This is a genomic window from Elioraea tepidiphila DSM 17972, from assembly GCF_000378465.1.
In the GTDB taxonomy this organism is placed as follows: Bacteria; Pseudomonadota; Alphaproteobacteria; order Acetobacterales; family Acetobacteraceae; genus Elioraea; species Elioraea tepidiphila.
On the sequence record NZ_KB899914.1, the window covers coordinates 39,216 to 60,670 of the forward strand.

Genomic DNA, 21,455 nt, shown 5'->3' on the forward strand with positions numbered 1-21,455 from the left:
CGCGCAGACCTCCGCTGTAACCGCCGCACGCCGACCGGGGGTGCGTCGTAACGCGAACTTAAGGCGCCGAGGTAATGGTGGTGGCCACACGGGGCCCGGCGCGGCGGACCGCAGCGGCCCTGTCGCAACGAAGGAAGGTCGCCATGCGCTTCACCAATCTCCGCTTCACGCCCAAGATCGCCGTGCTGGCCGTGTGCCTGACGCTGCTGCTGGCCGCTGTCGCCGGTGCCGGATTAAAGGGCATCACCGCCCTTTCGGGCCGTCTGGACGAGGTCGCGGCGGCCGGGCATTCGGCCAGTCAGGCCGGTACACTCGGCCGGGCGGCGCTGCAGATCCGCCGGCGCGAAAACCAGCTCGCCGCCGAACCGACCGCGGCGGTCGTGTCGGTGGCCCGCGCGGCGATGAGCGAGCAGGGCGCGCTCTTCCGCCAGACGGTGGCGGAAGCAAGGGCCAGCGCCGGCGCGGCGCGGCAAGCGGTGCTCGCCCGGCTGGAGCCCGCCTTCGTCGCCTACCAGGCAGCGGCGGAGAGGACTCTCGCCGCCGCCGAGGCGGTCGCCGCCGGACGCGACGATCGGACGGCGGTGCTGGAGGCGCTGCGCAACTCCGTGGCCGCGTTCGATACGGTCGAGGAGCTTGCGCGCGACCTCGACCGGACCGCCATCCGGGTCGCTGAAACCCTGGCCGCAGAGTCGGTCGCCGAGGCCAACGTCCTTCTCACCGTGATGCTTGCCTTTGCCGGCGTCGGCCTCACCGCGGCGGGCGCACTGGCCTGGGCGATCGGGGCGCGCGGAATCGCCGCGCCGGTACGCGCGGCCGCAGGCCGGCTCAAGGCGCTGGCCGAGGGGGATACCGAGAGCCCGATCCCCGGCGAGGGCCGACGGGACGAGGTCGGCGACATCGCGGCGGCGATGGCCGTCTTCCGCGACAATCTGATCCGCACCCGCGAGATGCAGGAGGAGATGGCCCGGAAAGACCAGGAAGCCAGGCAGGAACGACGGCGCGCTCTGCTCGCAGCAGCGGACCAGTTTGAGGCCGAGGTCGGCTCGGTCGTGAAGAGCGTCGCCGCCGCTGCAACCGAGATGGAAGCATCCGCGACGGGGATGGCTGCGGGAGCGGAGGAGACCTCGCGGCAGGCGACGGCGGTGGCTGCGGCGGCGGAGCAGGCGAGTGCGAACGTGCAGACCGTCGCCTCGGCCGCCGAGGAACTTGCCGCCTCGATCGCCGAGATCAGCCGCCAGGTCGCGGAGAGCACGCGCATCGCCTCGGAGGCGGTGTCGGAGGCGACCCGCACGAACAGCACCGTCGAGTCGCTGGCCGCGAGCGCGCACCGGATCGGCGAGGTGGTGCGTCTGATCAACGACATCGCCGGCCAGACCAACCTGCTGGCGCTGAACGCGACGATCGAGGCGGCGCGCGCCGGCGAGGCGGGCAAGGGCTTCGCGGTGGTCGCCTCGGAGGTGAAGAACCTCGCCTCGCAGACGGCGAAGGCGACCGAGGAGATCGGCGGCCAGATCGCCGCGGTGCAGGGCGAGACCGGCCGGGTGGTGGAGGCGATCCGGGCGATCGGCGGCACGATCGAGAAGATCAGCGGCATCGCCGCCTCGATCGCGGCGGCGGTGGAACAGCAGGGGGCGGCGACCGCCGAGATCGCGCGCAACGTGCAGCAGGCGGCCGCCGGCACGGGCGCGGTGTCGGCGAATATCGGCTCGGTGCAGGAGGCGGCCGCCGGCTCCGGCGCGGCCGCCGCACAGGTCCAGGGCGCGGCCGCCGAACTCAGCCGCGGCGCCGAGACCCTGCGCACCCAGGTCGAGCGCTTCCTCGCCGAGATGAAGGCCGCCTGACCGCCACGCCACACAGCAAAACACCACGAAGGGGGCCGCAAGGCCCCCTTCCCCCATCCCACAAGAACCAGATCAGGACGCGAACTCAGCCCTGATCCGGTCCGAATGCTCGCCGATCGCCGGGATGCGCCCCGGCTCGCGCGTGCCCTCGGCCCAGCGCACCGGCGGCGCGGCGTAGCGCACGGGGCCGTTCGGCGTCGTGACCTCGATCCGGCGGAGAGCCGGATGCTTCGCGAGATCGGCGACTTCGTTGACGAAGCCGTAGGCGATCGCGCCCCGGTCGAGGCGCGCGCGGGCTTCCTCGCGCGACAGCGTGGCGAAGATCGCCGCGATGTGGCCGTCCACCTCGGCGCGGTTCTTCACGCGGATCACGTTTGTCTCGAAGCCGGGTCGTTTCGGCAGCTCCGGTTCCAGCAGCACGTGGGTGCAGAGATTCGCCCATTCGCGCTCGTTCTGGATCGAGATCAGCACAAGCGATCCGTCGGCCAGCGCAAAGGCGCCGTAGGGCGAGATCGAGGGGTGCGCGAGGCCGACGCGCTTCGGCGCCACCCCTGAACCCTCGTATGTGATGAGCGGCACGTTCATCCAGTCGGCCATGCCGTCGAACAGGCTGACCGCGAGCCCCGCACCCTTGCCGGTGATGCCGCGCTGGATCAGTGCTTCGAGCACCCCCGCATAGGCCGCCATGCCGCAGGCGATGTCGCAGACCGACACGCCGACGCGGCCTGGCCCGGCGGGGTGGCCGGTGACGGCGCAGAGCCCGCTCTCCGCCTGCACCAGCAGGTCGTAGGCCTTCATCTTCGCGTACTCGCCTTCCTCGCCGTAGCCGGAGATGTCCACGGTGATCAGGCGCGGGTTCTTCTCACGCAGGCTGGCGGAGCCGAAGCCGGCGCGCGCGGCCGCGCCCGGCGCGAGGTTCTGGATGAACACGTCAGCGCGCGCGATGATGCGATGGAGCAGTGCCGCGTCGTCGGGGTTCTTGATGTCGGCGACCAGCGATTCCTTGCCGCGGTTGAGCCAGACGAAGTAGCTCGACATGCCCTTGGCGTAGTCGTCGTACCCGCGCGCAAAGTCACCCTCGGGGCGTTCGAGCTTGATCACCCGCGCACCGGCATCGGCGAGCTTGCAGGACAGGAACGGTGCCGCGACGGCTTGTTCCAGCGTGAGGACGAGCAGGCCTTCGAGTGGGTTCATTCAGTTGCGGGGGGACCACGCTGGTCCCCCGCACCCCCCTGCACCTGGGGGCCCCCTCCCGTTGGTCGGGGCCCGCGTCGCGACCAACGGGAGCGACGCCCTCCAGGGGGGGGTGCGGGGGGCCTTGCGGCCCCCCGCCTCCTTTCCTTCAGTAGCTTCTCGGCAAGCCCAAGACGTGCTCCGCGAGATACGACAGCACGAGGTTGGTGCTGATCGGCGCCACCTGATAGAGCCGCGTCTCGCGGAACTTCCGCTCCACGTCGTACTCCTCGGCGAAGCCGAAGCCGCCATGCGTCTGCACGCACATCTCGGCCGCGGCCCAACTCGCCTCGGCGGCGAGCATCTTCGCCATGTTCGCCTCCGCGCCGCAGTTCAGCCCAGCCTCGAACTTCTCGCAGCCCTCGCGCACCATCAGCTCGGCTGCGCGCATCTGCGCATAGGCGCGCGCGATCGGGAACTGGATGCCCTGGTTCTGCCCGATCGGCCGGCCGAACACGCGGCGGTCCTTGGCATAGGCGCTCGCCTTGCTGATGAACCACTTGGCATCGCCGATGCACTCGGCGGCGATCAGCAGCCGCTCGGCGTTCATCCCGTCGAGGATGTAGCGGAATCCCTTCCCCTCCTCGCCCACGAGCGAGTCCGCCGGGATCACCATGTTGTCGAAGAACACCTCGCAGGAGTTGTGGTTCATCATGGTACGGATCGGGCGGATCGTCAGGCCCTTGCCGAGCACCGCCTTCATGTCGACGAGGAAGGTGGAGAGCCCCTCGGTCTTCTTCTTCACCTGGTCGCGCGGCGTGGTGCGCGCGAGCAGCAGCATCAGGTCGGAATGTTCCGCACGCGAGGTCCAGACCTTCTGGCCGTTCACCACCCAGGTGTCGCCCTCGCGTTTGGCGGTGGTGCGCAGGCTGGTGGTGTCGGTGCCGCTGGTCGGCTCGGTCACGCCGAAGGCCTGGAGCCTGAGCTCGCCCGAGGCGATCTTGGGCAGGTAGCGCGCCTTCTGTTCCGCCGAGCCGTGCCGCAGCACCGTCCCCATGATGTACATCTGCGCGTGGCAGGCCGCACCGTTGCAGCCCTGCTCCTGGATCGTCTCCAGGATGGCGGCCGCGGCCGAGAGCGGCAGGCCGGCACCGCCGAACTCCTCGGGGATCAGCGCTGCGAGATAGCCCGCCTCGGTCAGCGCGCGGACGAACTCGGTCGGGTAGCCGCGCTCGGCGTCGAGCTTGCGCCAGTACTCGCCGGGGAACTGCGCGCAGAGCTTGGCGACCTCGCCGCGCAGATCGGCCCAGGCATCCTGTCGGGCGAGCGTCTGGTCCATGCGTCACCTCCGCCCCGGCTGATAGCCGCGCGGGCAGGGGCGGGCAAGGCGGCGTCAGACCAGGGCCGGGACGATCGAGAGCACCAGCAGCACGGCCATGGTCAGGTTGAACGCGCGCAGCCGCGCGGGCGAGCGCAGGATGCGTCCCGTGCCGGCGCCGACCACTGCCCAGAACCCGACCGAGGGCGGCGAGACCAGCAGGAAGACCACCGCGATCAGCAGCGTTTCCAGCAGGATGTCGCCGCCGGGGCGGGTGAAGGCGGGGATCGCGGCGAGCGCCAGCAGCCAGGCTTTCGGATTGACCCACTGGAAGGCCGCTGCGCCGAAGAAGCCGAGCGGCGGCCTGCGGGCGCCCTCACCCGGCGCGCCGGCGCGCGCGATCTTCCAGGCGAGCCAGACGATCCAGGCCGCGCCGATCCACTTCAACACCGCGTGCAGCTCCGGGCTCGCGGCGAAGGGGCCGGCCAGGCCGAGACCGACCAGCACGATCATCACCGGGAAGCCGATCGTGATGCCGGCCATGTGCGGCACGGTCGCGCGCACGCCGTGATTCGCCGCGGACGCCGCGACCATGATGACGTTCGGCCCCGGTGTCACCGAGGTCGCGAAGGCGAAGGCCACCAGCGCCGGCAGCGTCTCCATGCGCCGATGATGGGACAGCGTCCCTGACCTTGTCAGCGGTTGCGCGGGGCTCGGGGCGGCATGCGAGGGTTGCGGCGCCTGCATGAACCGCCGGGGGAGTCGCATGCGCGTCGCGATGTTCAGCACCAAGCCCTATGACCGCCGCAGCTTCGAGGAGCGCAACGCGCCGCACGGCCACGAGATCACCTATTTCGAGCCGCGGCTGTCGGCGCAGACCGCGTCGCTGGCCGACGGGTTCCCTGCCGTCTGCCTGTTCGTCAACGACGAGGCGAACGCGGCCGCGATCGCGCGGCTCGCGCAGGGCGGCACGAAGCTGATCGCGCTGCGCTGCGCGGGGTTCAACAATGTCGATCTCGCCGCCGCCGAGCAGCACGGCATCGCGGTCGCGCGCGTGCCCGCCTATTCGCCGCACGCCGTGGCCGAGTTCACGGTCGGGCTGATGCTGTCGCTGGTGCGCAACATCCACCGCGCCTATCAGCGCACGCGCGACAACAATTTCGCGCTCGACGGCCTGCTCGGCTTCGACCTGCACGGCAAGACGGTCGGCGTGGTCGGCACGGGCAAGATCGGCGCGATCGTCGCGCGGATCCTGCTCGCGGGCTTCGGCTGCCGCGTGCTCGCGTCCGATCCGTATCCGGATGAGGCGCTTGTCGCGCTTGGCGTGCGCTACGGCGAGCCGCGCGCGGTGATCGCGGCGAGCGATCTCGTCACGCTGCACTGCCCGCTGACCCCCGAGACCCACCACCTGCTGGATGCGGCGGGATTCGCGCGCATGAAGCGCGGCGCGATGGTGGTGAACACCTCGCGCGGCGCGATCCTCGACGCGGAAGCGGCGATCGAGGCGCTGAAGTCCGGCCAGCTCGGCGGGCTCGCGATCGATGTCTACGAGCAGGAGGCCGATCTGTTCTTCGAGGACCTGTCGAACGAGATCATCCAGGACGACACGCTGCAGCGGCTGATGATGTTCCCGAACGTGCTGGTGACCGGCCACCAGGCGTTCTTCACCCGCGAGGCGCTGGAGAACATCGCCGACACGACGCTCGGCAACATCACGGCGTTCGCGCGCGGCGAGGCGCTGGAGAATGCCGTGACGGCGGCAGGCACGCGGGGATGACCCGGGCCGTCACCCTTTCGCGGCCTCGCGCTCCGCGACCAGCGCGTCGTCGATCGCGCGCGCGCGCAAGGCGGCCGGGCGGGTGCTGATCCGCTCCCAGTAGCGCTCGAACGACCCGAGTCGGGGGATGGTGCCGAACTGCATCCCCCACCCGATCTGCGAGCCCAGATAGACATCGACCGCGCTGAACGTGGCGCCGAGGACGTAATCGCCCTGCGACACCAACCCGTCGAGCACGGTGACGACATCGTCGAAGCTGCCATAGCCGGCGATGCCGCGACGTTCGGGTGGTACAATGAATCCGAGCGCTTTGTCGGCGAGCGCATGCTCCACCGGCCCCGCGGCGAAGAACATCCAGCGATAGTACGGGCCGCGCAGCGGACTGCCGATCTGGGGCGCCAGCCCGGCCTCGGGGAAGATATCGGCCAGATAGGCGCAGATCGCCGCCGCCTCCGTCACCACCGTCTCGCCGTGCCGCAGGGTCGGCACCTTGCCCATCGGGTTCAGCCCCAGATAGGCGGTGGCCTTCATGGTGGTGCCGTATTCCAGGATCTCGGCGCGATAGGGGCGCCCGACCTCCTCGAGCATCCAGCGCGCGATCCGGCCGCGCGACATCGGGTTGGTGTAGAGGACAAGCTCGTCGTTCATCGCCGCCTCACGCGGACGCGCGCGGGTTCTTGAGCAGGACGCCCGGGCGCGCGCCGGTGACGCCCTCGCCCCAACGATACACGGTTTCGCCGTTCACCCAGACCTGCTCGATGCCGGGGCTCGGCCTCATCGGATCCTCGAAGCTCGCGGCATCGATCACCACCGCCGGGTCGAACAGCACGAGATCGGCATGGGCGCCGGGGCGGATCACCCCGCGATCCTTCAGCCCGAACACCTGCGCGGTGAGCCCGGTCATCTTGCGCACCGCCTCCTCCATCGAGATCAGGCCGAGCTCTCGCGCGTAGTGGCCGAGCACGCGCGGGAAGGTGCCCCAGAGCCGCGGATGCGGGAAGGAGTCGTGCGGCAGCCCGTCCGAGCCGATCATCGCGCGCGGATGGGCGATGATGCGGCGCACGTCCTCCTCGTTCATCTGGTAGTAGATCGCACCCGCCGGCAGCAGCTTCTCGGCCGCCTCCTTGCGCGTGCAACCCCATTCGGCGGCGACGTCGGCGAGGTCCTTGCCCTGCATTTCCGGATGCGGCACCGACCAGGTGACGATCACGCGCACCTCGTCGCGCAGCCGCTCCGGCATCAGCACGGTGCTGCTGGCGTGGTATGGATAGACATCGACCCAGACCCGCTGGCGTGCGGCCGCCTCGTCGAGCTTGCGCAGCGTCTCGACCGAGCGGCCCCAGTTCTGCGGCATCGTGCACTTGTAGTGGCTCATCACCACGGGAACGTTCGCCGCGCGGCCGATGCGCAGCGTCTCCTCGATCGAATCGAGGATGCCGTCCGCCTCGTCGCGCATGTGCGTGACGTACATGCCGCCCGCCTCGGTCAGCGCCTCGGCGACCGCGATCACCTCCTCGGTCGTGGCGTTGATCGCTGGCGGATACCAGAGCCCGGTTGAGAGGCCCCAGGCGCCCTGCGCGAGCGCCTCCTTGAGCCGGTCCTTCATCCGCGCGGCTTCCGCGTCGGTCGCGGCGCGGCCAAGCTCCCCGTCGCCCATCTCGCGCGTGCGCAGCGTCGTGTGGCCGACAAAGGCGATCGCGTTCACGGCCGAGCCCTGGCGATCGAAGTCCTCGGCATAGGCGGCGAAGCTGTCGTAGCGCCACCAGGACTCGTCGCCGAGCAGGTCGAGCGGCGGCGGCGGGCGGCGCTCGCGCGTCAGCGGGCTGAGCGAGACGCCGCAATTGCCCGCGACCACGGTGGTGACCCCCTGGCTCAGCTTGCAGTGCAGGCACTCGGGCCCGCACAACACCGCACGGTCGTCATGGGTGTGCGCGTCGATGAAGCCGGGGGCGATGGCGCGGCCGGCGGCGTCGATCTCGACATCGGCCGAGGTCGCGCCGAGCTCGCCCACCGCGATGATGCGATCGCCGGTGACGCCGACGTCGCCCGTGCGCCGCGGAGCGCCGGTGCCGTCGAAGATCAGCGCGTTGCGGACGATCAGGTCGCAGCGGAACACGGTGGCCATGGGGCGATCCTCGTCGAAGCGGACACGGCGATCATGGCGCGCATGGTGGTGCCGGGCCAAGGGGCGGGGCTCGTCCGGCGGGCCATTCCCAGGCGCACGAGAGCGATCTAGGGTTGCATCGGTCGGACGATCAACGTCCGCGACGCGAGGAGGAAACCATGACAGCCATCCTGTCCCGCCGCGCCGCCTTCGCGGGCGGCGCATTCGCGCTTGCCGCCGCGGGCTCCGCGGCCTCGCCGCGCACAGCCCTCGCCCAAAGCGCACCACGCACCGCCTCCGCCGACGAGATTGCGCGCGGCTTCTCGCGCCAGCGCCTCGGGCGGATCGCGGGGGTGATGCAGGCCGAGGCCGAGCGCGGCTCGTTCCCCGGCGCGGTGACCCTGATCGCGCGCGAGGGCGACATCGTCCATTTCGAGACGCACGGGCATCAGGACGCGGCGAAGACGAAGGCCATGCCGCGCGACGCGATCTTCCTCCAGGCCTCGATGACCAAGCCGATCACCTCGGCCCTGGCGATGATGCTGGTCGAGCGCGGCCAGATGAAGCTCGACGATCCGATTCGTACGTACCTGCCGGAACTCGCCGAGCTGAAGGTGGAGATCCGGCGCGAGGGGCAGGCGCCCGAGCTCGTCGCCCCCGCACGCCTGCCCACCGTGCATGACCTGCTGCGCCACAGCGCCGGCTTCATCTACGCCAACCCCGCCTCTCCCTCGGCCGCGATCCGCGCCGCCTACGAGCAGCACGACATCGAGGCGCGCAAGGGGCCGGTGACGGGTGACGAGATGCTGAAGCGACTCGGCACCATTCCGCTCGCGTTCCAGCCGGGCACGATGTTCCACTACTCGATCGCGACCGACGTGCTCGGCCTGGTGATCGAGCGCGTCGCCGGCGGCCCGCTGGATGTCGTGATGCGGCGCGAACTGCTCGATCCGCTGGGAATGGCCGACACGACCTGGTACGTGCCGGAGGCGAAGCGCACCCGCATCGCCGAGGCGCCCGACAGCGATCCGGCCAAGGCGGAGATGTGGCAGAGCTACCGCATCCTCGAGAACCCCTCGGGCACGTCCTACTTCAAGGGCGGTGCGGGACTCGTCTCGACCGCGTCGGACTATCTGCGCTTCGCGCAGATGATCGCCAATGGCGGCGTGCTGGACGGGCAGCGCTATCTGGCCGCCCCCGTGGTGCGCTTCATGCTGTCGAACCACATCCTCGGCATGGGCGGCTCGACGGCGGCGACCACCGGGCCCGGCTACGGGTTCGGGCTCGGCTTCGGCGTGCGGCTCGCCGACGGCATGGGCACGGCACCCGGCAGTCCGGGCGACGCGATGTGGGCCGGCGCCTGGGGCACGTCCTTCACCATCGACCCGGCCGAGAAGCTGGTGGCGATCCTCATGGCGCAGGGACCGTCGAACCGGTTCCGCACCCGGATGATCTTCAAGAACCTGGTGTACGGCGCAATGGTGGAGAGCCTGCGCGTGTAGCAGACGGCCGCTCCCCTCTTCCGCGCCTGCGGGAGAGGGGGCGATGCGCGGGCCCCTGCCTGGTGCCCGGTCCTTCCGGTTCGCCCGCCCGGCATGGGGAGCGGCCGGTTCGCACCTGTCATCAAAGCTTCGCGGTCGCCGCGAGTGTGCGGCGCTACATACACGGCCATGGCGCAGTTGCTGCGCCCATCGAAGGGAGCGATCGATGACCGACCGGACCATTGCCGTCCATGACGACGGCGAGGGCGATGAGCCCGTCTGCAACAGCTCTGCCAACCCCACCTTCGCGGGCATCGTCCAGACGCGGCTGTCGCGCCGCGGCGCGCTGCTCGGCGGGCTGACGGCCGCGCTCGGCGCGATGTTCGTGCAGCCCGGCGGCGCGCCGGCCCGCGCTGCCACGCCATCAGAGACCATGCTCGGCTTCGCCGCCGTGCCCGTGTCCGAGACGGACACGATCGTTGTGCCGCCCGGCTACACCGCGCGCGTGATCGCTGCCTGGGGCGAGCCCATCACCGGCACCATGCCCGCCTTCAGCCTGGCCAACACCGGCGCCGAGCAGGGCATGCAGATCGGCCAGCACCACGACGGCATGCACTTCTTCCCGATCGAGGGACGCTCGCCCTACGAAGGCTCGTCGACCGACGGCCTGCTGGTGATGAACCATGAATACATCGAGCCGCGCTTCCTGCACGCCTCGATGCGCGGGGGCAGGTTCAGCGCCAGCGCGGTCCGCATCGTCGACGGCAAGCGCGACAGCGACGAGGTGCTGAAAGAGCTGAACGCGCACGGCGTGGCCGTCGTGCGCATCGCCAGGCAGGCCGACGGCACCTGGGCGATCCAGCGCGATCCGCGCAACCGCCGCATCACCGGGCTCACGCCGATGGAGATCGGCGGTCCCGTGCGCGGCACGCCCTTCGTGCGCACCAAGTACAGCCCCGACGGCACGCGCACCCGCGGTACGCTGAACAACTGCGCGCACGGTGTGACCCCCTGGAACACCTACCTCACCTGCGAGGAGAACTGGGCCGGCTACTTCCGCAACGGCACGGTAGTGGACCAGAAGCCCGATCTGCCGCGCGAGCACGCCCGCTACGGCGTGCGCACCGAACGCTCGCGCTACGCCTGGGAGCTCGCGGCCAGCGGCGCCGACGAGTTCGTCCGCTTCGACGCGACCAAGCGCGGGAGCGATCCGACGCAGGACTACCGCAACGAGCCGAACGCCTTCGGCTGGGTGGTGGAGATCGATCCGTTCGACCCGAACAGCGTGCCGGTGAAGCGCACCCATCTCGGCCGCTTCGCGCACGAGGGCGTGGTCTTCGGCCCCGTGACCGAAGGCAAGCCGGTGGTGGCCTATGCTGGCGACGATGCCATCAACGAGTACATCTACAAGTTCGTCTCGGCGAAGCCCTACCACGCCGCGACCGCGAACGGCTCACTGCTCGACGAGGGCACGCTCTACGTCGCGAAGTTCAACGACGACGGCTCGGGCGAGTGGCTCGCGCTGGCGCCGGGCCAGAACGGGCTGACGCCCGAGAACGGCTTCGGCAGCCTCGCCGAGATCCTGGTGAACACGCGCGCCGCCGCCGACCGGGCGGGGGCGACCAAGATGGACCGGCCGGAATGGGGCGCGGTCGATCCGCGCGACGGGCGCGTCTATTTCACCCTGACCAACAACTCCCGGCGCGAGGAGACCCAGGTGAACGCGGCGAACCCGCGCGCGCGCAACCTGTTCGGCCACATCATCCGCTGGCGCGAGAACGGCGACGACCACGCGGCAACGCGGTTCACCTGGGATCTGTTCGTGATCGCCGGCCCCGAGGACAGCAGCCGCGACCTCGCCGGCCGGCCGCTGACCGCCGACAGCATCTTCGCCTGCCCGGACGGGCTCTGGTTCGATGCGGCCGGGCGGCTCTGGATCCAGACCGACATCGGCGAGAGCGCGATGAACCGCGGGCCGCTCGCGCCCTTCGGCAACAACGCCATGCTGGCGGCCGATCCCGTGAGCGGCGAGATCCGGCGTTTCCTGACGGGACCGATGGGCCAGGAGATCACCGGCGTCGTCACCACACCCGATCGCCGGACCATGTTCATCAACGTCCAGCATCCCGGCGCGACCACCTCGGCGGAGGATTTCGAGGCCGGGAAGCTGACCAGCCACTGGCCGAACGGCGAGGGCTATCCGCGCTCGGCCACGGTCGTGATCACCAAGGACGACGGCGGCGTGATCGGCACCTGACGGACGCTGGCTGATCGTGTGACGACAGGGGCTCCGCGGCGACGCGGAGTCCCATCGCGTTTCATCCGCCGATCGCGCCGCCTGCCGCGCGCGCGATCGCGATCACCGTGCTGCGTGGCGGCACGGCCGGCTCGAACGCTGGCCAGCGCGTCGCCGGGCGGGTGAAGTCGGCCTCGTCCTCGGCCCCTGGCGTGCGCACGGCGCTGAACAGCGTCTCGGCATCGGGCGAGAGCCGCACCCCGCCGATGCGCGCCGCGCGCGGTGCCGCGTAGAGCAGGTTCAACACGCCCCGCTGTGCGCCGGGCGCGGTGCCGCAGAGATAGATCCCGTCGGCGATGCCGGTCGTGCGCTGCAGCGCTCCCTGCGCCGTGCCGATCAAGAGCCGCCCGCGCGGATCGACCTCCAGCACGGCGGGGGCGGCGAGCCAGACCTGCGTGCCCGCACCGTAGCGCGCGGTGGCGCCCGGCTGGCGCGGGTCGCCGCCCAGGATCAGCACCGCACCGGACGCGGTCTCCGCCGCGGGATCGCCGTTTGCGGGGGTGATCTCAACCACATGACCGAACGAGTTGACCGCGCGCGGGTTCAGCGCGTCGGTGCGCCCGTCGCGCTGCGGATTGCCGCGGCAGGCGAGGAACAAGCGCCCGTCGGGATGCGCGGCGAGCCCGGCCGGCGCGTCGAACGGCGTTGCCCCGGCAGCCTCGGCGGCGGCGCGGGTGTCGATCAGCGCATCGGGCGTTGCCGGCAGCGGGCGCCACCGGAGCATGGCGTTCTCGACGCGCGCGACCGCGAGCTGGCCTTCGTCGAGCAGCGTCGTGTTGGCCTCCGCGCCCTCGCCATCGGGCGCGCGCGCGGCGACGAAGCGGTAGAGGAAGCCGTCGCGGCGCGCCTCGCTGAGATACACGACCGGCCTGCCGTCGGCGGCGCGCGCCACGGTCACGTCGTCCTTGGCGAAGCGGCCGAGGGCGGTGTGCTTCACCGGCACCGAGGTCGGGTCCAGGGGGTTCACCTCGACCAGCCAGCCGAACCGGTTCGTCTCGTTCGCCACGCCACCGCGCCACGCGGCGAGTTCGGCCGTGGCGTCGCCCTCGGCGAGCAGCAGCGTGCCCCACGGTGTCGCGCAGCCGCCCTCGGCGCGCAGCACGCCGCGCGCCGCCCGGCCGGCGGGGTCCTCCGCCGTCCGCAGCCGGGCATGGCCGGCGGCGGGGCCGGCGAAGCGGCAGAGCGTGGTCGCGGTGATGCGGCGCGCCTGGAACCCGCCATCCACCACCACCCAGCGCCCGCCGGCCCACATCAGGTTGATCACCGAGGCACCGACCATGCCCTGCTCCACGGCCGGCATGGGGCGCAGCGAGGGGAACGCCATCGCCGGATCGACGCGCGCATGCGTCGCCGCCAGGATCAGCCGCGGCACGTTGTCCGCCGCCGGCGGCGGGCGCAGGATCGCGACCACGCGCGCGTCCCAGCCGAACTGCGTGGCGGCCCCCTCGGGTGTCGGCACGTTCGGGTTCCAGGCCGGCGCGTCGAACGCGACGCGATCGCCCCAGCGGATCAGCACGTCACGGCGATAGCCGCGCGCGATCCGGTCATCCAGCATCACCGGCTGGCTGACATCGGCGACATCCGAGACGATCGACTGGGCGAAGGCCGGGGCCGCGACCGCCGCGGCACCCGACGCGAGCAGGGCGCGGCGGGTGAGCATCACTCCTCCTCGATCGGTGGCGGGGCGTGAACGCGCACTGGAGGCACGGGTTCCGTCCAGCGTTCGATCTCAACCAGACAGGACTGCGCCACCGGCCCCTGGCCCAGCCGCGAGGTGCCCTCGTCGCGCGTCAGCACGTTGGGGTTGCCGTGCACGCAGAGCGCCCCCGGCGCGCCGGGCTCGAGCGGGTCGAGCCAAGCGCCGGTCGCCATCGCCACCACGCCGGGCAGGATGCCTTCCGTCACCACCACGCCGCCGAGGCATGCGCCGCGGTCGTTGAAGATGCGCACCACGTCGCCCGTCTTGATGCCGCGCGCGGCGGCATCCGCGGGCCCGATCAGGATCGGCTCGCGGCCCACCACCTTCGAGGCGAGGCTGACGCGCCCCTGGTCAAGCTGCCCATGCAGCCGCGTGGCCGGCTGGAACGACAGGAGATGGAGCGGGAAGCGCGCCGCCTCGGGCGCGCCGAGCCACTCCTTCGGCGCGCGCCAGACCGGATGGCCCGGGCAGTCGTCATAGCCGAAGCCGGCGATCGTCTCGCTGAAGAGCTCGACCTTGCCCGAGGGCGTGTTCAGCGGCTCGGCGTAGGGGTCGGCGCGGAACCCCTCGAACAGCACGAAGGGGCGCTCGGGCGGGGTGAATTCGAGATGGCCCGCGTCCCAGAACCTGTCGAAATCCGGCGTCTCCAGCCCCGCCGCCGTCCAGCCCGCGCGCGCGGTGTCGTAGAGGTGCCTGAGCCACGCCCCCTCGTCGCGCTGCTCGGTGAAGCGCTCGCGCACGCCGAGCGCATCGGCGATGTCGGCGAAGATCGCGACGTCGTTGCGCGCCTGGCCCTGCGTCGGCACGGCCTGCTTCATCGCCATCACGAACCGGTCGCGCGAGGAGGCGGCGATGTCGTTGCGTTCCAGCGTGGTGGTCGCCGGCAGCACGATGTCGGCGTGGCGCGCGAGCGCGGTCCACCACGGCTCATGAACGACGATCGTCTCGGCGCGCGCCCAGGCGCGCAGGAAGCGGTTCAGGTCCTGATGGTGGTGGAACGGATTGCCGCCGGCCCAGTAGATCAGCTTCGTGTCGGGATAGACGATGCGCTTGCCGTTGTACTCGCACACCCCACCGGGCTTCTCCAGCATGTCGGTGACGCGCGCGACCGGGATGAACAGCCCGGTCGGGTTGCGCCCGGCCGAGAGAGCGGGCACGGGCAGGTCGTGGCGCGGGTTGCCCACCCCATTGATCGAGCCGTAGCCGAAGGTGAACCCGGTGCCCGGCCTGCCGATACCCCCGGTGATCGCGGCGAGCGCGACCGTCATCCAGTAGGGCTGCTCGCCGTAGTCCTGGCGCTGGATCGACCAGGCCGAGGTGATCATGGTGGGCTGGGTCGCGATCGCGCGCGCGAGTTCCACGATCGTCGCGGCCGCGATGCCGGTGATCGACGCGGCCCACTCGGGCGTCTTCGGCTGGCCGTCGGAACCACCCAGGATATAGGCACGCAAGATCGGCCAGCCGGTACAGTGGGTGGCGAGGAAGTCCTTGTCCTCGCGCCCCTCGGCGACGATCTCGTGCGCCAGCGCCAGCATCAGCGCGGTGTCGGTGCCGGGGCGGATCGGCAGCCACTCGGCGCGCAGGAAATCGGGCGCGTCCTGGCGCAGCGGCGAGACGTTCACGATGCGGATCCCGGCCGCGCCGGCCTCGCGCAGCCAGCGCCGGTACTGGCCCTCGCCGGCGCCGCCCGAGCACACCTCGCCGTTCTTCAGCGGCAGGCCCCCGAAGCAGAGCAGCACGCGCGCATTGGCGATGATCGAGGGCCAGTCGGTGGCGGGGCCGGTGATGCAGTCGTTCGTGCCGACGATGTGCGGCATCAGCGTCATGCCGGCGGCGTAGGAGTAGTTGGTGAGCTGGCCGGTGCAGCCGCCGAGCGCGTTGAGGCAGCGGTGAAGCTGCGTGCGCGCGTGATGGAACCGGCCCGCGGAGGACCAGCCATAGGAGCCGCCGAAGATCGCGGTGTTGCCATGCGCCTGCCGCACCCGGTCGAGTTCGCCGGAGACGAGCCGGATCGCGGTGTCCCAGTCGACCGGCACGAAGGCCTCGCCGCCGCGCAGCGCGCCCGATCTCGGCCCGTGGCGCAGATAGCCCGCGCGCACATAGGGCCGGTCGATCCGGCAGGACGCGTGGACGATGTCCGGTACGCTCTCGATCAAGGAGCCCGGGAAGCGGTCGCGCGCGAAGGGGCGCACGGCGGTGACCCGCCCGTCCTCGACCAGCGCATCGAAGGCGCCCCAGTGGCTGGCGTGGGGAACGGCAACGGTCATGGGCTGAGCCCTCCTTCGGCGCGTCAGGTTCACCACGCGGTCCCATCCGAGGCAAGACCCTGCCCGGGGTTCCGCAGCGTCGCGGGGCCGCCTAGACTGGCCCCCAGCCAAGGAGAACCCCATGACCCCGCCCTATGCCGCCAACAGCGCCGCCGCCCGCGACGTCGCCAACGTGCTGCACCCATACACCGACCTGAAGTCGCATCTCGACACCGGGCCGCTGGTGATCGCGCGCGGCAAGGGTGTGCGGGTGTGGGACGATGCCGGCAAGGAATACATCGAGGCCATGGCGGGGCTCTGGTGCGCGGCACTGGGCTTCGACAACGAGCGGCTGGTGCAGGCCGCGGTGAAGCAGATGCGCGAGCTGCCCTACTACCACGGCTTCACCGGCCGGTCTCACACGCCGATGATCGATCTCGCCGAGATGCTCATCCAGCGCGCGCCGGTGCCGATGAGCAAGGTGTTCTTCGCCAATTCGGGTTCCGAGGCGAACGACTCCGCGATCAAGATGATCTGGTACGCCAACAACGCCTGGGGCCGGCCGCAGAAGAAGAAGATCATCGGCCGCGTACGCGGCTATCACGGCATCACCATCGCCTCCGGCTCCGCGACCGGCCAGGCGGCCAACCACAAGGCGTTCGACCTGCCGCTGCCGGGCTTCATCCACACGCTCTGCCCGACCTACTACCACGAGGGCAAGGAGGGCGAGACCGAGGAGCAGTTCTCGATGCGCTGCGCCGAGGAGCTCGAGAAGCTGATCCTGGCCGAGGGCCCGGACACGGTGGCGGCGATGTTCTGCGAGCCGATCATGGGCGCGGGCGGCGTGGTGGTGCCGCCGCGCGGCTACTTCCAGGCGATCCAGCCCGTGCTGAAGAAGTACGACATCCTGCTGGTGGCCGACGAGGTGATCTGCGGCTTCGGCCGCACCGGCAACTACTGGGGTACGCAGACCTACGGCCTGGAGCCCGACATCCTGGTCTGCGCCAAGGCGCTCTCGAACTCCTTCCTGCCGATCTCGGCGGTGATGGTGAACCAGCGCGTGTTCGACGGGCTCGCGGCCAAGAGCCACGAGATCGGCACCTTCGGCCACGGCTTCACCTATTCCGGCCACCCGGTCCCGGCGGCGGTCGCCATCGAGACGCTGAAGATCTACGACGAGATCGACATCGTCGGTCATGTGCGCGAGGTCGGCGCATATTTCCAGAGCGAGCTCCGCCGCCGCTTCCAGGACCATCCGCTGGTGGGCGAGGTGCGCGGCATCGGCCTGATCGGCGCGGTCGAGCTGGTCGAGGACAAGGCGGCGCGCCGGAACTTCCCGCCCGCGCGCAAGGTGGGCGCGAAGTTCGTCAAGCTCGCTGAACAGCAGGGTCTGATCAGCCGGGCCATGGTGCTGGACAGCATCGGCTTCTCGCCGCCGCTCGTGATCACGAAGTCCGAGATCGGCGAGATGCTCGACCGGTTCGGCCGTGCGCTGGACGAGCTCGCCGTGCAGCTCCGCCGCGAGGCCATAGCTCCAGTCGCGTGAGACCCGGCGCCGGCCAGATCGTTCCGAACTCGGTCGATTAGGCGTCGATTAACAGGCGCCCGTCATGGTCCCCGCCATCAAGGAAGGCGGAGTGGACGATGACGGTGCTGAGGAACCTGCCGATCGCCGGGAAGCTCGCCCTGTCGGCGGGCTTGACGCTGCTGTTGATGGCGGCGCTGGTGGTGGGCGTGATGCGCGGCCTCGACGTGATCGAGCGCGCAGGCGATGCCCATGCCGAAGCCGTGGCGCGCGAGTCGCAGGCTCGCGGCGCGATCGCTTCGCTCCGCTCGGCCCCGACCTTCGCCCGTGACATCCAGGTGGCGCAGTCCCTGCCGGCGATCGATACGGCCGAGCGGGGCGCCATTGCGGCGGCCGAGGAGGCCACCGCCGCGCTTGGCCGCATCGTCGCCGATGAATCCGACCCCGCGCGGCGTGCCCTGGTCACCGAGACCACCGCCGCGGTTCAGCGTTACATCGCGGCCGTGCGCGACCTCGCGGCGATGCGCCGCGAGCAGATCACGCTGCGCGACGAGCGGTTCATCCCCGGCGGCGAGACCTTCGCCGCCCGGCAGGAAGGGGCGATCGCCGGGGCGGAGCTCGACGGGCTCGATCCGGTGACCGAGGGTGAGCTGAAGAACCGCCTCGCGGGCGTCGGCAACGCGGTCGCCGACCTGCGCATCGCCACCACCCAGTATCTCGCCACGGGCGAGGACATCCAGGCGGTGATCCTGCGCCGCGCCGGGCTGACCGCGCGTGCGGCGATGGATGGCGCGTTGCAGATCCGCGTCTCGAACGGTCTCTCCGGCGAACTGCGCATCCTCGACGAGGCCCTGCGGCATCTGTCGGACACGGCTCAGGCGCTGGCTGCGATCTCCAGCCGCATGCTCACGCACGACCGTGAGCAAACCGAGCCTGCGCGGGTGGCAGCCGAGGCCGCGCTGGCGCGGCTGGTAGCGGCGTATGGCGCCCAGCAGCAGGCGATGGACGCGGCCGCCGAGGCGGCGATCGCCGATGTACACCGGGTGCTGGTGTGGCTCGCCGCGGCGATCGCCGCGCTGATGGTGCTGGGCGCCGTCCTGACCTCGCGCGCCGTGGCGCGGCCGATCCGCAGCATGACGGAGGCGCTGGCGCGCATCGCCACCGGCGAGACCCGCTTCGCGGTCGGGTTCCAGGGCCGCACGGACGAGATCGGCCGCATGGCCGAGGCGACCGAGCGGCTGAAGACCGAGGTCGAGCGTGCCTTCGCGCAGGGACAGATGCTGGAGCAGATGCCGACCGCGGTGATGGTTGCCGATCCGCGCCAGGATTTCCGCATCAGCTACGTGAACGCCGAGTCGCGCCGGCTGATCGGCGGGCTCGAGGAGGTGTTGAAGGTCAAGGCCGATGCGCTGGTCGGGCAGAACATCGATGTGCTGCACCGCGACCCGGCGCGGATGCGCGCCATCATCTCCGATCCGGCGAAGCTGCCGCATGCCGCACGCATCAAGCTCGGGCCGGAGACGATCGCGCTGCGTGTGAGCGCGCTCACCGACCAGCATGGCGGCTATGTCGGCGCGATGCTGACCTGGACGGCGATCACCGCCCAGGCCCGCATGGCCGACGATTTCGAGGCGTCGGTGGGCAAGGTGGCGCGCTCGGTGGCGGCGGCGGCGGAGACCATGAAGGGCACCGCAGAGTCGCTCTCCGAGGTCGCTTCCGACACCGGCAAGCGGGCGGTCGCGGTGGCGGCGGCGACCGAGCAGGCAAGCACCAACGTGCAGACGGTGGCGGCCTCGGCCGAGGAGCTTGCGGCCTCGGTGCAGGAGATCAGCCGCCAGGTGGCGGAGAGCACGGCGATCGCCTCGCGCGCCGCATCGGAGGCCCAGGCGACCGACAGCACGGTGAAGGGGCTGGCCGAGGCCGCGGCGCGGATCGGTGACGTGGTGCGTCTGATCAACGACATCGCCGGCCAGACCAACCTGCTGGCGCTGAACGCGACGATCGAGGCGGCGCGCGCCGGCGAGGCGGGCAAGGGCTTCGCGGTGGTCGCCTCGGAGGTGAAGAATCTCGCGACCCAGACCGCCAAGGCGACCGAGGAGATCAGCGCCCAGATCAGCGCGATGCAGGGCGCGACGGACGCGGCCGTGGCGGCCATCCGGTCGATCGGCGAGACGATCGGCCGGATGAACGCGATCGCCGCCTCGATCGCGGCGGCGGTGGAACAGCAGGGGGCGGCGACGCGGGAGATCGCGCGGTCGGTACAGCAGGCGGCGGTCGGCACCTCGGAAGTGTCGGCGACGATCGGCGGCGTGACCCAGGCGGTCGACATGGCCGGCGGCCAGGCGGCCCAGGTGCTCGACGCGGCGAATGCGCTCTCCGGCGAGGCGGCGACGTTGCAGGGCGAGGTGGCGCGCTTCCTGACGGCCATCCGGGCGGCGTAGCGGCCCTCGGAGGCGGGGGGTGGGGAGGAGCGTCCTCCCCCCGCCCTTCAGCGAACGATCACGTTCCTGAACTGCCAGGGATCGCTCGGATCGATGTCCTCCGGGAACAGACCCGGCCGGCCCCTCAGCGGCGTCCAGTCGGTGTAGGCGCCGATCACCGGCCCGAGATACGGCATCTGCACCTCCAGCACGCGGCGCCAGCCGATCTCGTCGGCGTCCACCACACCGGCGCGCGGGTTCTCGATCGCCCAGACCATGCCGCCCAGCACGGCCGAGGTGACCTGCAACGCGGTCGCGTTCTGATAGGGCGCAAGTCGTCGCGTCTCGCCGATGCTGAGCTGGCTGCCGAACCAGTAGGCGTTCTTCGCGTGCCCGTAGAGCAGCACGCCGAGCTCATCGATGCCCTCGACGATCTCCTCGTTCATCAGCCGGAGCTTGGGCTGGCGCTCGAAGGCGCGGCCCTGGAACTCGTGCAGGCTCAGCACCGTGTCGTCGGAGGGATGATAGGCGTAGTGGCAGGTCGGCCGATACGCAACCGTGCCGTCCTCGTCGCGCAACGTCAGGTAGTCGGCAATCGAGATCGATTCGTTGTGCGTGATCAGCCAACCGATCTGCGGTCCCGGAGTCGGCGCCCAGGAGCGCACGCGCGTCGCGCAGCCGGGCCGGTTCAGATAGATCGCCGCATCGCAGCCATAGGGATGACGCGCGCCGTCGGGCGGCATTGCCTTCTCATGCGTGCCCCAGCCGAGCTCCGCGGGCTGCATGCCCTCGCCCAGGAAGCCCTCGATCGACCAGGTGTTGACGAATTCGCCCCAGCGCTTGGGAATGCTGGCGCGCTGGGTGTCGCGCTCGGCGATGTGGATGCCCTTGACGCCGAGATCGCGCGCGAGCCGAGCCCAGCCCGGCTGGTCCTTCGGCTCGTCCACCGCACGGCCGAGATCCTCGGCGAGGTTGAGCAGCGCCTGCTTGACGAAATGGCTCACCATGCCCGGGTTGGCGCCGTGCGCGATCAGCGCGGTCGGGTCGGGCGCGTCGGGTCGGCGCAGCGCGCGCGCGGACTCGCGCAGCCCGTAGTTGGAGCGCTCCGTCACCGAGAGCGACGGGTCGGTGTAGCCGCCCGGCCAGGGTTCGACGCAGGTGTCGAGGTAGAGCGCGCCCCACTCGCGGCAAAGCTGGATCAGCGCGACAGAGGCGACCTCGACCGAGAGGTTCACGCAGAAACCGCCCCCCGACAGCAGCGGCGCAAGTTCCTGGCGCAGGTTCTCGCGCGTCAACGCGAGCCTGCGGAAGCGGATGCCGTTCTCCTCGGCGATCGGCCGGCCCGCCTCGTCGGGGTCGATGATCACCATCCGATCGCGGGGCGCATCGATATGGCGCAGGATCAAGGGCAACGCACCCCGGCCGATCGAGCCGAAGCCGATCATCACGATCGGCCCGGGGAAGCTTGTGTGGATGGGCCACTCGGCCATGGGGCGTCCTCCATCAGTCGAGCGTCCGGGCAGTCCCGGCCGGAACGAGGCGCGCGGATATAGGGGATCTTCGCCGCGGGAGGGT

14 protein-coding genes are annotated in these 21,455 nt (G+C 70.9%); 6 read left to right on the forward strand and 8 right to left on the reverse strand.

Going from position 1 to position 21,455, the window contains the following annotated elements; translation table 11 throughout:
• Positions 1 to 143 precede the first annotated feature (143 nt).
• Entirely contained in the window at positions 144 to 1,841 is a 1,698-nt protein-coding gene (locus F563_RS24690) for a methyl-accepting chemotaxis protein (protein ID WP_019013599.1), read from the forward strand.
• Positions 1,842 to 1,913: 72 nt separating this feature from the next.
• On the opposite strand, the gene F563_RS0105250 is transcribed toward F563_RS24690, so the two are convergent.
• The 3 genes from F563_RS0105250 to F563_RS0105260 all read right to left on the reverse strand — a co-directional run bounded on the left by F563_RS0105250 (position 1,914) and on the right by F563_RS0105260 (position 4,995).
• The gene (locus F563_RS0105250; protein WP_019013600.1) at positions 1,914 to 3,035 is read right to left on the reverse strand and encodes a CaiB/BaiF CoA transferase family protein; all 1,122 of its coding nucleotides are present in this window, start codon (positions 3,033 to 3,035) and stop codon (positions 1,914 to 1,916) included.
• Positions 3,036 to 3,183: 148 nt separating this feature from the next.
• Positions 3,184 to 4,353 carry an acyl-CoA dehydrogenase family protein gene (locus F563_RS0105255; protein ID WP_019013601.1) on the reverse strand — a complete coding sequence of 390 codons (1,170 nt, stop codon included), beginning with the start codon at positions 4,351 to 4,353 and terminating at the stop codon, positions 3,184 to 3,186.
• Positions 4,354 to 4,407: 54 nt separating this feature from the next.
• Positions 4,408 to 4,995 (reverse strand): LysE family translocator, encoded by a 588-nt coding sequence (locus F563_RS0105260; protein ID WP_019013602.1) that lies wholly within the window; start codon positions 4,993 to 4,995, stop codon positions 4,408 to 4,410.
• 103 nt (positions 4,996 to 5,098) lie between these two features.
• Here F563_RS0105260 and F563_RS0105265 point away from each other — a divergent pair, with 103 nt between their 5' ends.
• The gene (locus tag F563_RS0105265) at positions 5,099 to 6,109 is read left to right on the forward strand and encodes a 2-hydroxyacid dehydrogenase (protein WP_019013603.1); all 1,011 of its coding nucleotides are present in this window, start codon (positions 5,099 to 5,101) and stop codon (positions 6,107 to 6,109) included.
• A gap of 9 nt (positions 6,110 to 6,118) precedes the next feature.
• Here F563_RS0105265 and F563_RS0105270 read toward each other — a convergent pair whose 3' ends face one another.
• The gene (locus tag F563_RS0105270; RefSeq protein ID WP_019013604.1) at positions 6,119 to 6,757 is read right to left on the reverse strand and encodes a glutathione S-transferase family protein; all 639 of its coding nucleotides are present in this window, start codon (positions 6,755 to 6,757) and stop codon (positions 6,119 to 6,121) included.
• 7 nt (positions 6,758 to 6,764) lie between these two features.
• Positions 6,765 to 8,234, reverse strand: a complete 1,470-nt coding sequence (locus F563_RS0105275; RefSeq protein ID WP_019013605.1) for an N-acyl-D-amino-acid deacylase family protein — start codon at positions 8,232 to 8,234, stop codon at positions 6,765 to 6,767.
• A gap of 158 nt (positions 8,235 to 8,392) precedes the next feature.
• On the opposite strand from F563_RS0105275, the gene F563_RS0105280 reads away from it, so the two are divergent.
• Positions 8,393 to 9,715, forward strand: coding sequence for a serine hydrolase domain-containing protein (locus tag F563_RS0105280; protein ID WP_019013606.1), 1,323 nt, complete (start codon positions 8,393 to 8,395; stop codon positions 9,713 to 9,715).
• Between the two features lie 205 nt (positions 9,716 to 9,920).
• Positions 9,921 to 11,951 (forward strand): PhoX family protein, encoded by a 2,031-nt coding sequence (locus F563_RS0105285; protein WP_019013607.1) that lies wholly within the window; start codon positions 9,921 to 9,923, stop codon positions 11,949 to 11,951.
• 61 nt (positions 11,952 to 12,012) lie between these two features.
• Here F563_RS0105285 and F563_RS0105290 read toward each other — a convergent pair whose 3' ends face one another.
• Both F563_RS0105290 and F563_RS0105295 read right to left on the reverse strand, forming a co-directional pair.
• Positions 12,013 to 13,650 carry a PhoX family protein gene (locus F563_RS0105290; protein ID WP_019013608.1) on the reverse strand — a complete coding sequence of 546 codons (1,638 nt, stop codon included), beginning with the start codon at positions 13,648 to 13,650 and terminating at the stop codon, positions 12,013 to 12,015.
• Complete coding sequence (locus tag F563_RS0105295; protein ID WP_019013609.1) at positions 13,650 to 15,956, reverse strand: molybdopterin-dependent oxidoreductase; 2,307 nt, start codon at positions 15,954 to 15,956, stop codon at positions 13,650 to 13,652. The genes F563_RS0105290 and F563_RS0105295 overlap by 1 nt, the downstream gene beginning before the upstream one ends.
• A gap of 121 nt (positions 15,957 to 16,077) precedes the next feature.
• Here F563_RS0105295 and F563_RS0105300 point away from each other — a divergent pair, with 121 nt between their 5' ends.
• Positions 16,078 to 17,481 carry an aspartate aminotransferase family protein gene (locus F563_RS0105300; protein ID WP_019013610.1) on the forward strand — a complete coding sequence of 468 codons (1,404 nt, stop codon included), beginning with the start codon at positions 16,078 to 16,080 and terminating at the stop codon, positions 17,479 to 17,481.
• A gap of 98 nt (positions 17,482 to 17,579) precedes the next feature.
• Entirely contained in the window at positions 17,580 to 19,901 is a 2,322-nt protein-coding gene (locus tag F563_RS25530; protein WP_019013611.1) for a methyl-accepting chemotaxis protein, read from the forward strand.
• A 47-nt stretch (positions 19,902 to 19,948) separates the two neighbouring features.
• Here the strand turns inward: F563_RS25530 and F563_RS0105310 are convergent, their stop codons facing one another.
• The gene (locus tag F563_RS0105310) at positions 19,949 to 21,370 is read right to left on the reverse strand and encodes a homospermidine synthase (protein ID WP_019013612.1); all 1,422 of its coding nucleotides are present in this window, start codon (positions 21,368 to 21,370) and stop codon (positions 19,949 to 19,951) included.
• Between the last annotated feature and the right edge of the window lie 85 nt (positions 21,371 to 21,455).

Excerpts from the sequence above, each read along its gene's own strand:
- F563_RS0105300 (WP_019013610.1), top strand. The coding sequence starts at position 16,078 with ATGACCCCGCCCTATGCCGCCAACAGCGCCGCCGCCCGCGACGTCGCC.
- F563_RS0105260 (WP_019013602.1), bottom strand. The coding sequence starts at position 4,995 with ATGGAGACGCTGCCGGCGCTGGTGGCCTTCGCCTTCGCGACCTCGGTG.
- F563_RS0105275 (WP_019013605.1), bottom strand. The coding sequence starts at position 8,234 with ATGGCCACCGTGTTCCGCTGCGACCTGATCGTCCGCAACGCGCTGATC.
- F563_RS0105285 (WP_019013607.1), top strand. The coding sequence starts at position 9,921 with ATGACCGACCGGACCATTGCCGTCCATGACGACGGCGAGGGCGATGAG.
- F563_RS0105255 (WP_019013601.1), bottom strand. The coding sequence starts at position 4,353 with ATGGACCAGACGCTCGCCCGACAGGATGCCTGGGCCGATCTGCGCGGC.
- F563_RS0105295 (WP_019013609.1), bottom strand. The coding sequence starts at position 15,956 with ATGACCGTTGCCGTTCCCCACGCCAGCCACTGGGGCGCCTTCGATGCG.
- F563_RS0105265 (WP_019013603.1), top strand. The coding sequence starts at position 5,099 with ATGCGCGTCGCGATGTTCAGCACCAAGCCCTATGACCGCCGCAGCTTC.
- F563_RS0105270 (WP_019013604.1), bottom strand. The coding sequence starts at position 6,757 with ATGAACGACGAGCTTGTCCTCTACACCAACCCGATGTCGCGCGGCCGG.
- F563_RS0105280 (WP_019013606.1), top strand. The coding sequence starts at position 8,393 with ATGACAGCCATCCTGTCCCGCCGCGCCGCCTTCGCGGGCGGCGCATTC.
- F563_RS0105290 (WP_019013608.1), bottom strand. The coding sequence starts at position 13,650 with ATGCTCACCCGCCGCGCCCTGCTCGCGTCGGGTGCCGCGGCGGTCGCG.
- F563_RS0105310 (WP_019013612.1), bottom strand. The coding sequence starts at position 21,370 with ATGGCCGAGTGGCCCATCCACACAAGCTTCCCCGGGCCGATCGTGATG.
- F563_RS24690 (WP_019013599.1), top strand. The coding sequence starts at position 144 with ATGCGCTTCACCAATCTCCGCTTCACGCCCAAGATCGCCGTGCTGGCC.
- F563_RS0105250 (WP_019013600.1), bottom strand. The coding sequence starts at position 3,035 with ATGAACCCACTCGAAGGCCTGCTCGTCCTCACGCTGGAACAAGCCGTC.
- F563_RS25530 (WP_019013611.1), top strand. The coding sequence starts at position 17,580 with ATGACGGTGCTGAGGAACCTGCCGATCGCCGGGAAGCTCGCCCTGTCG.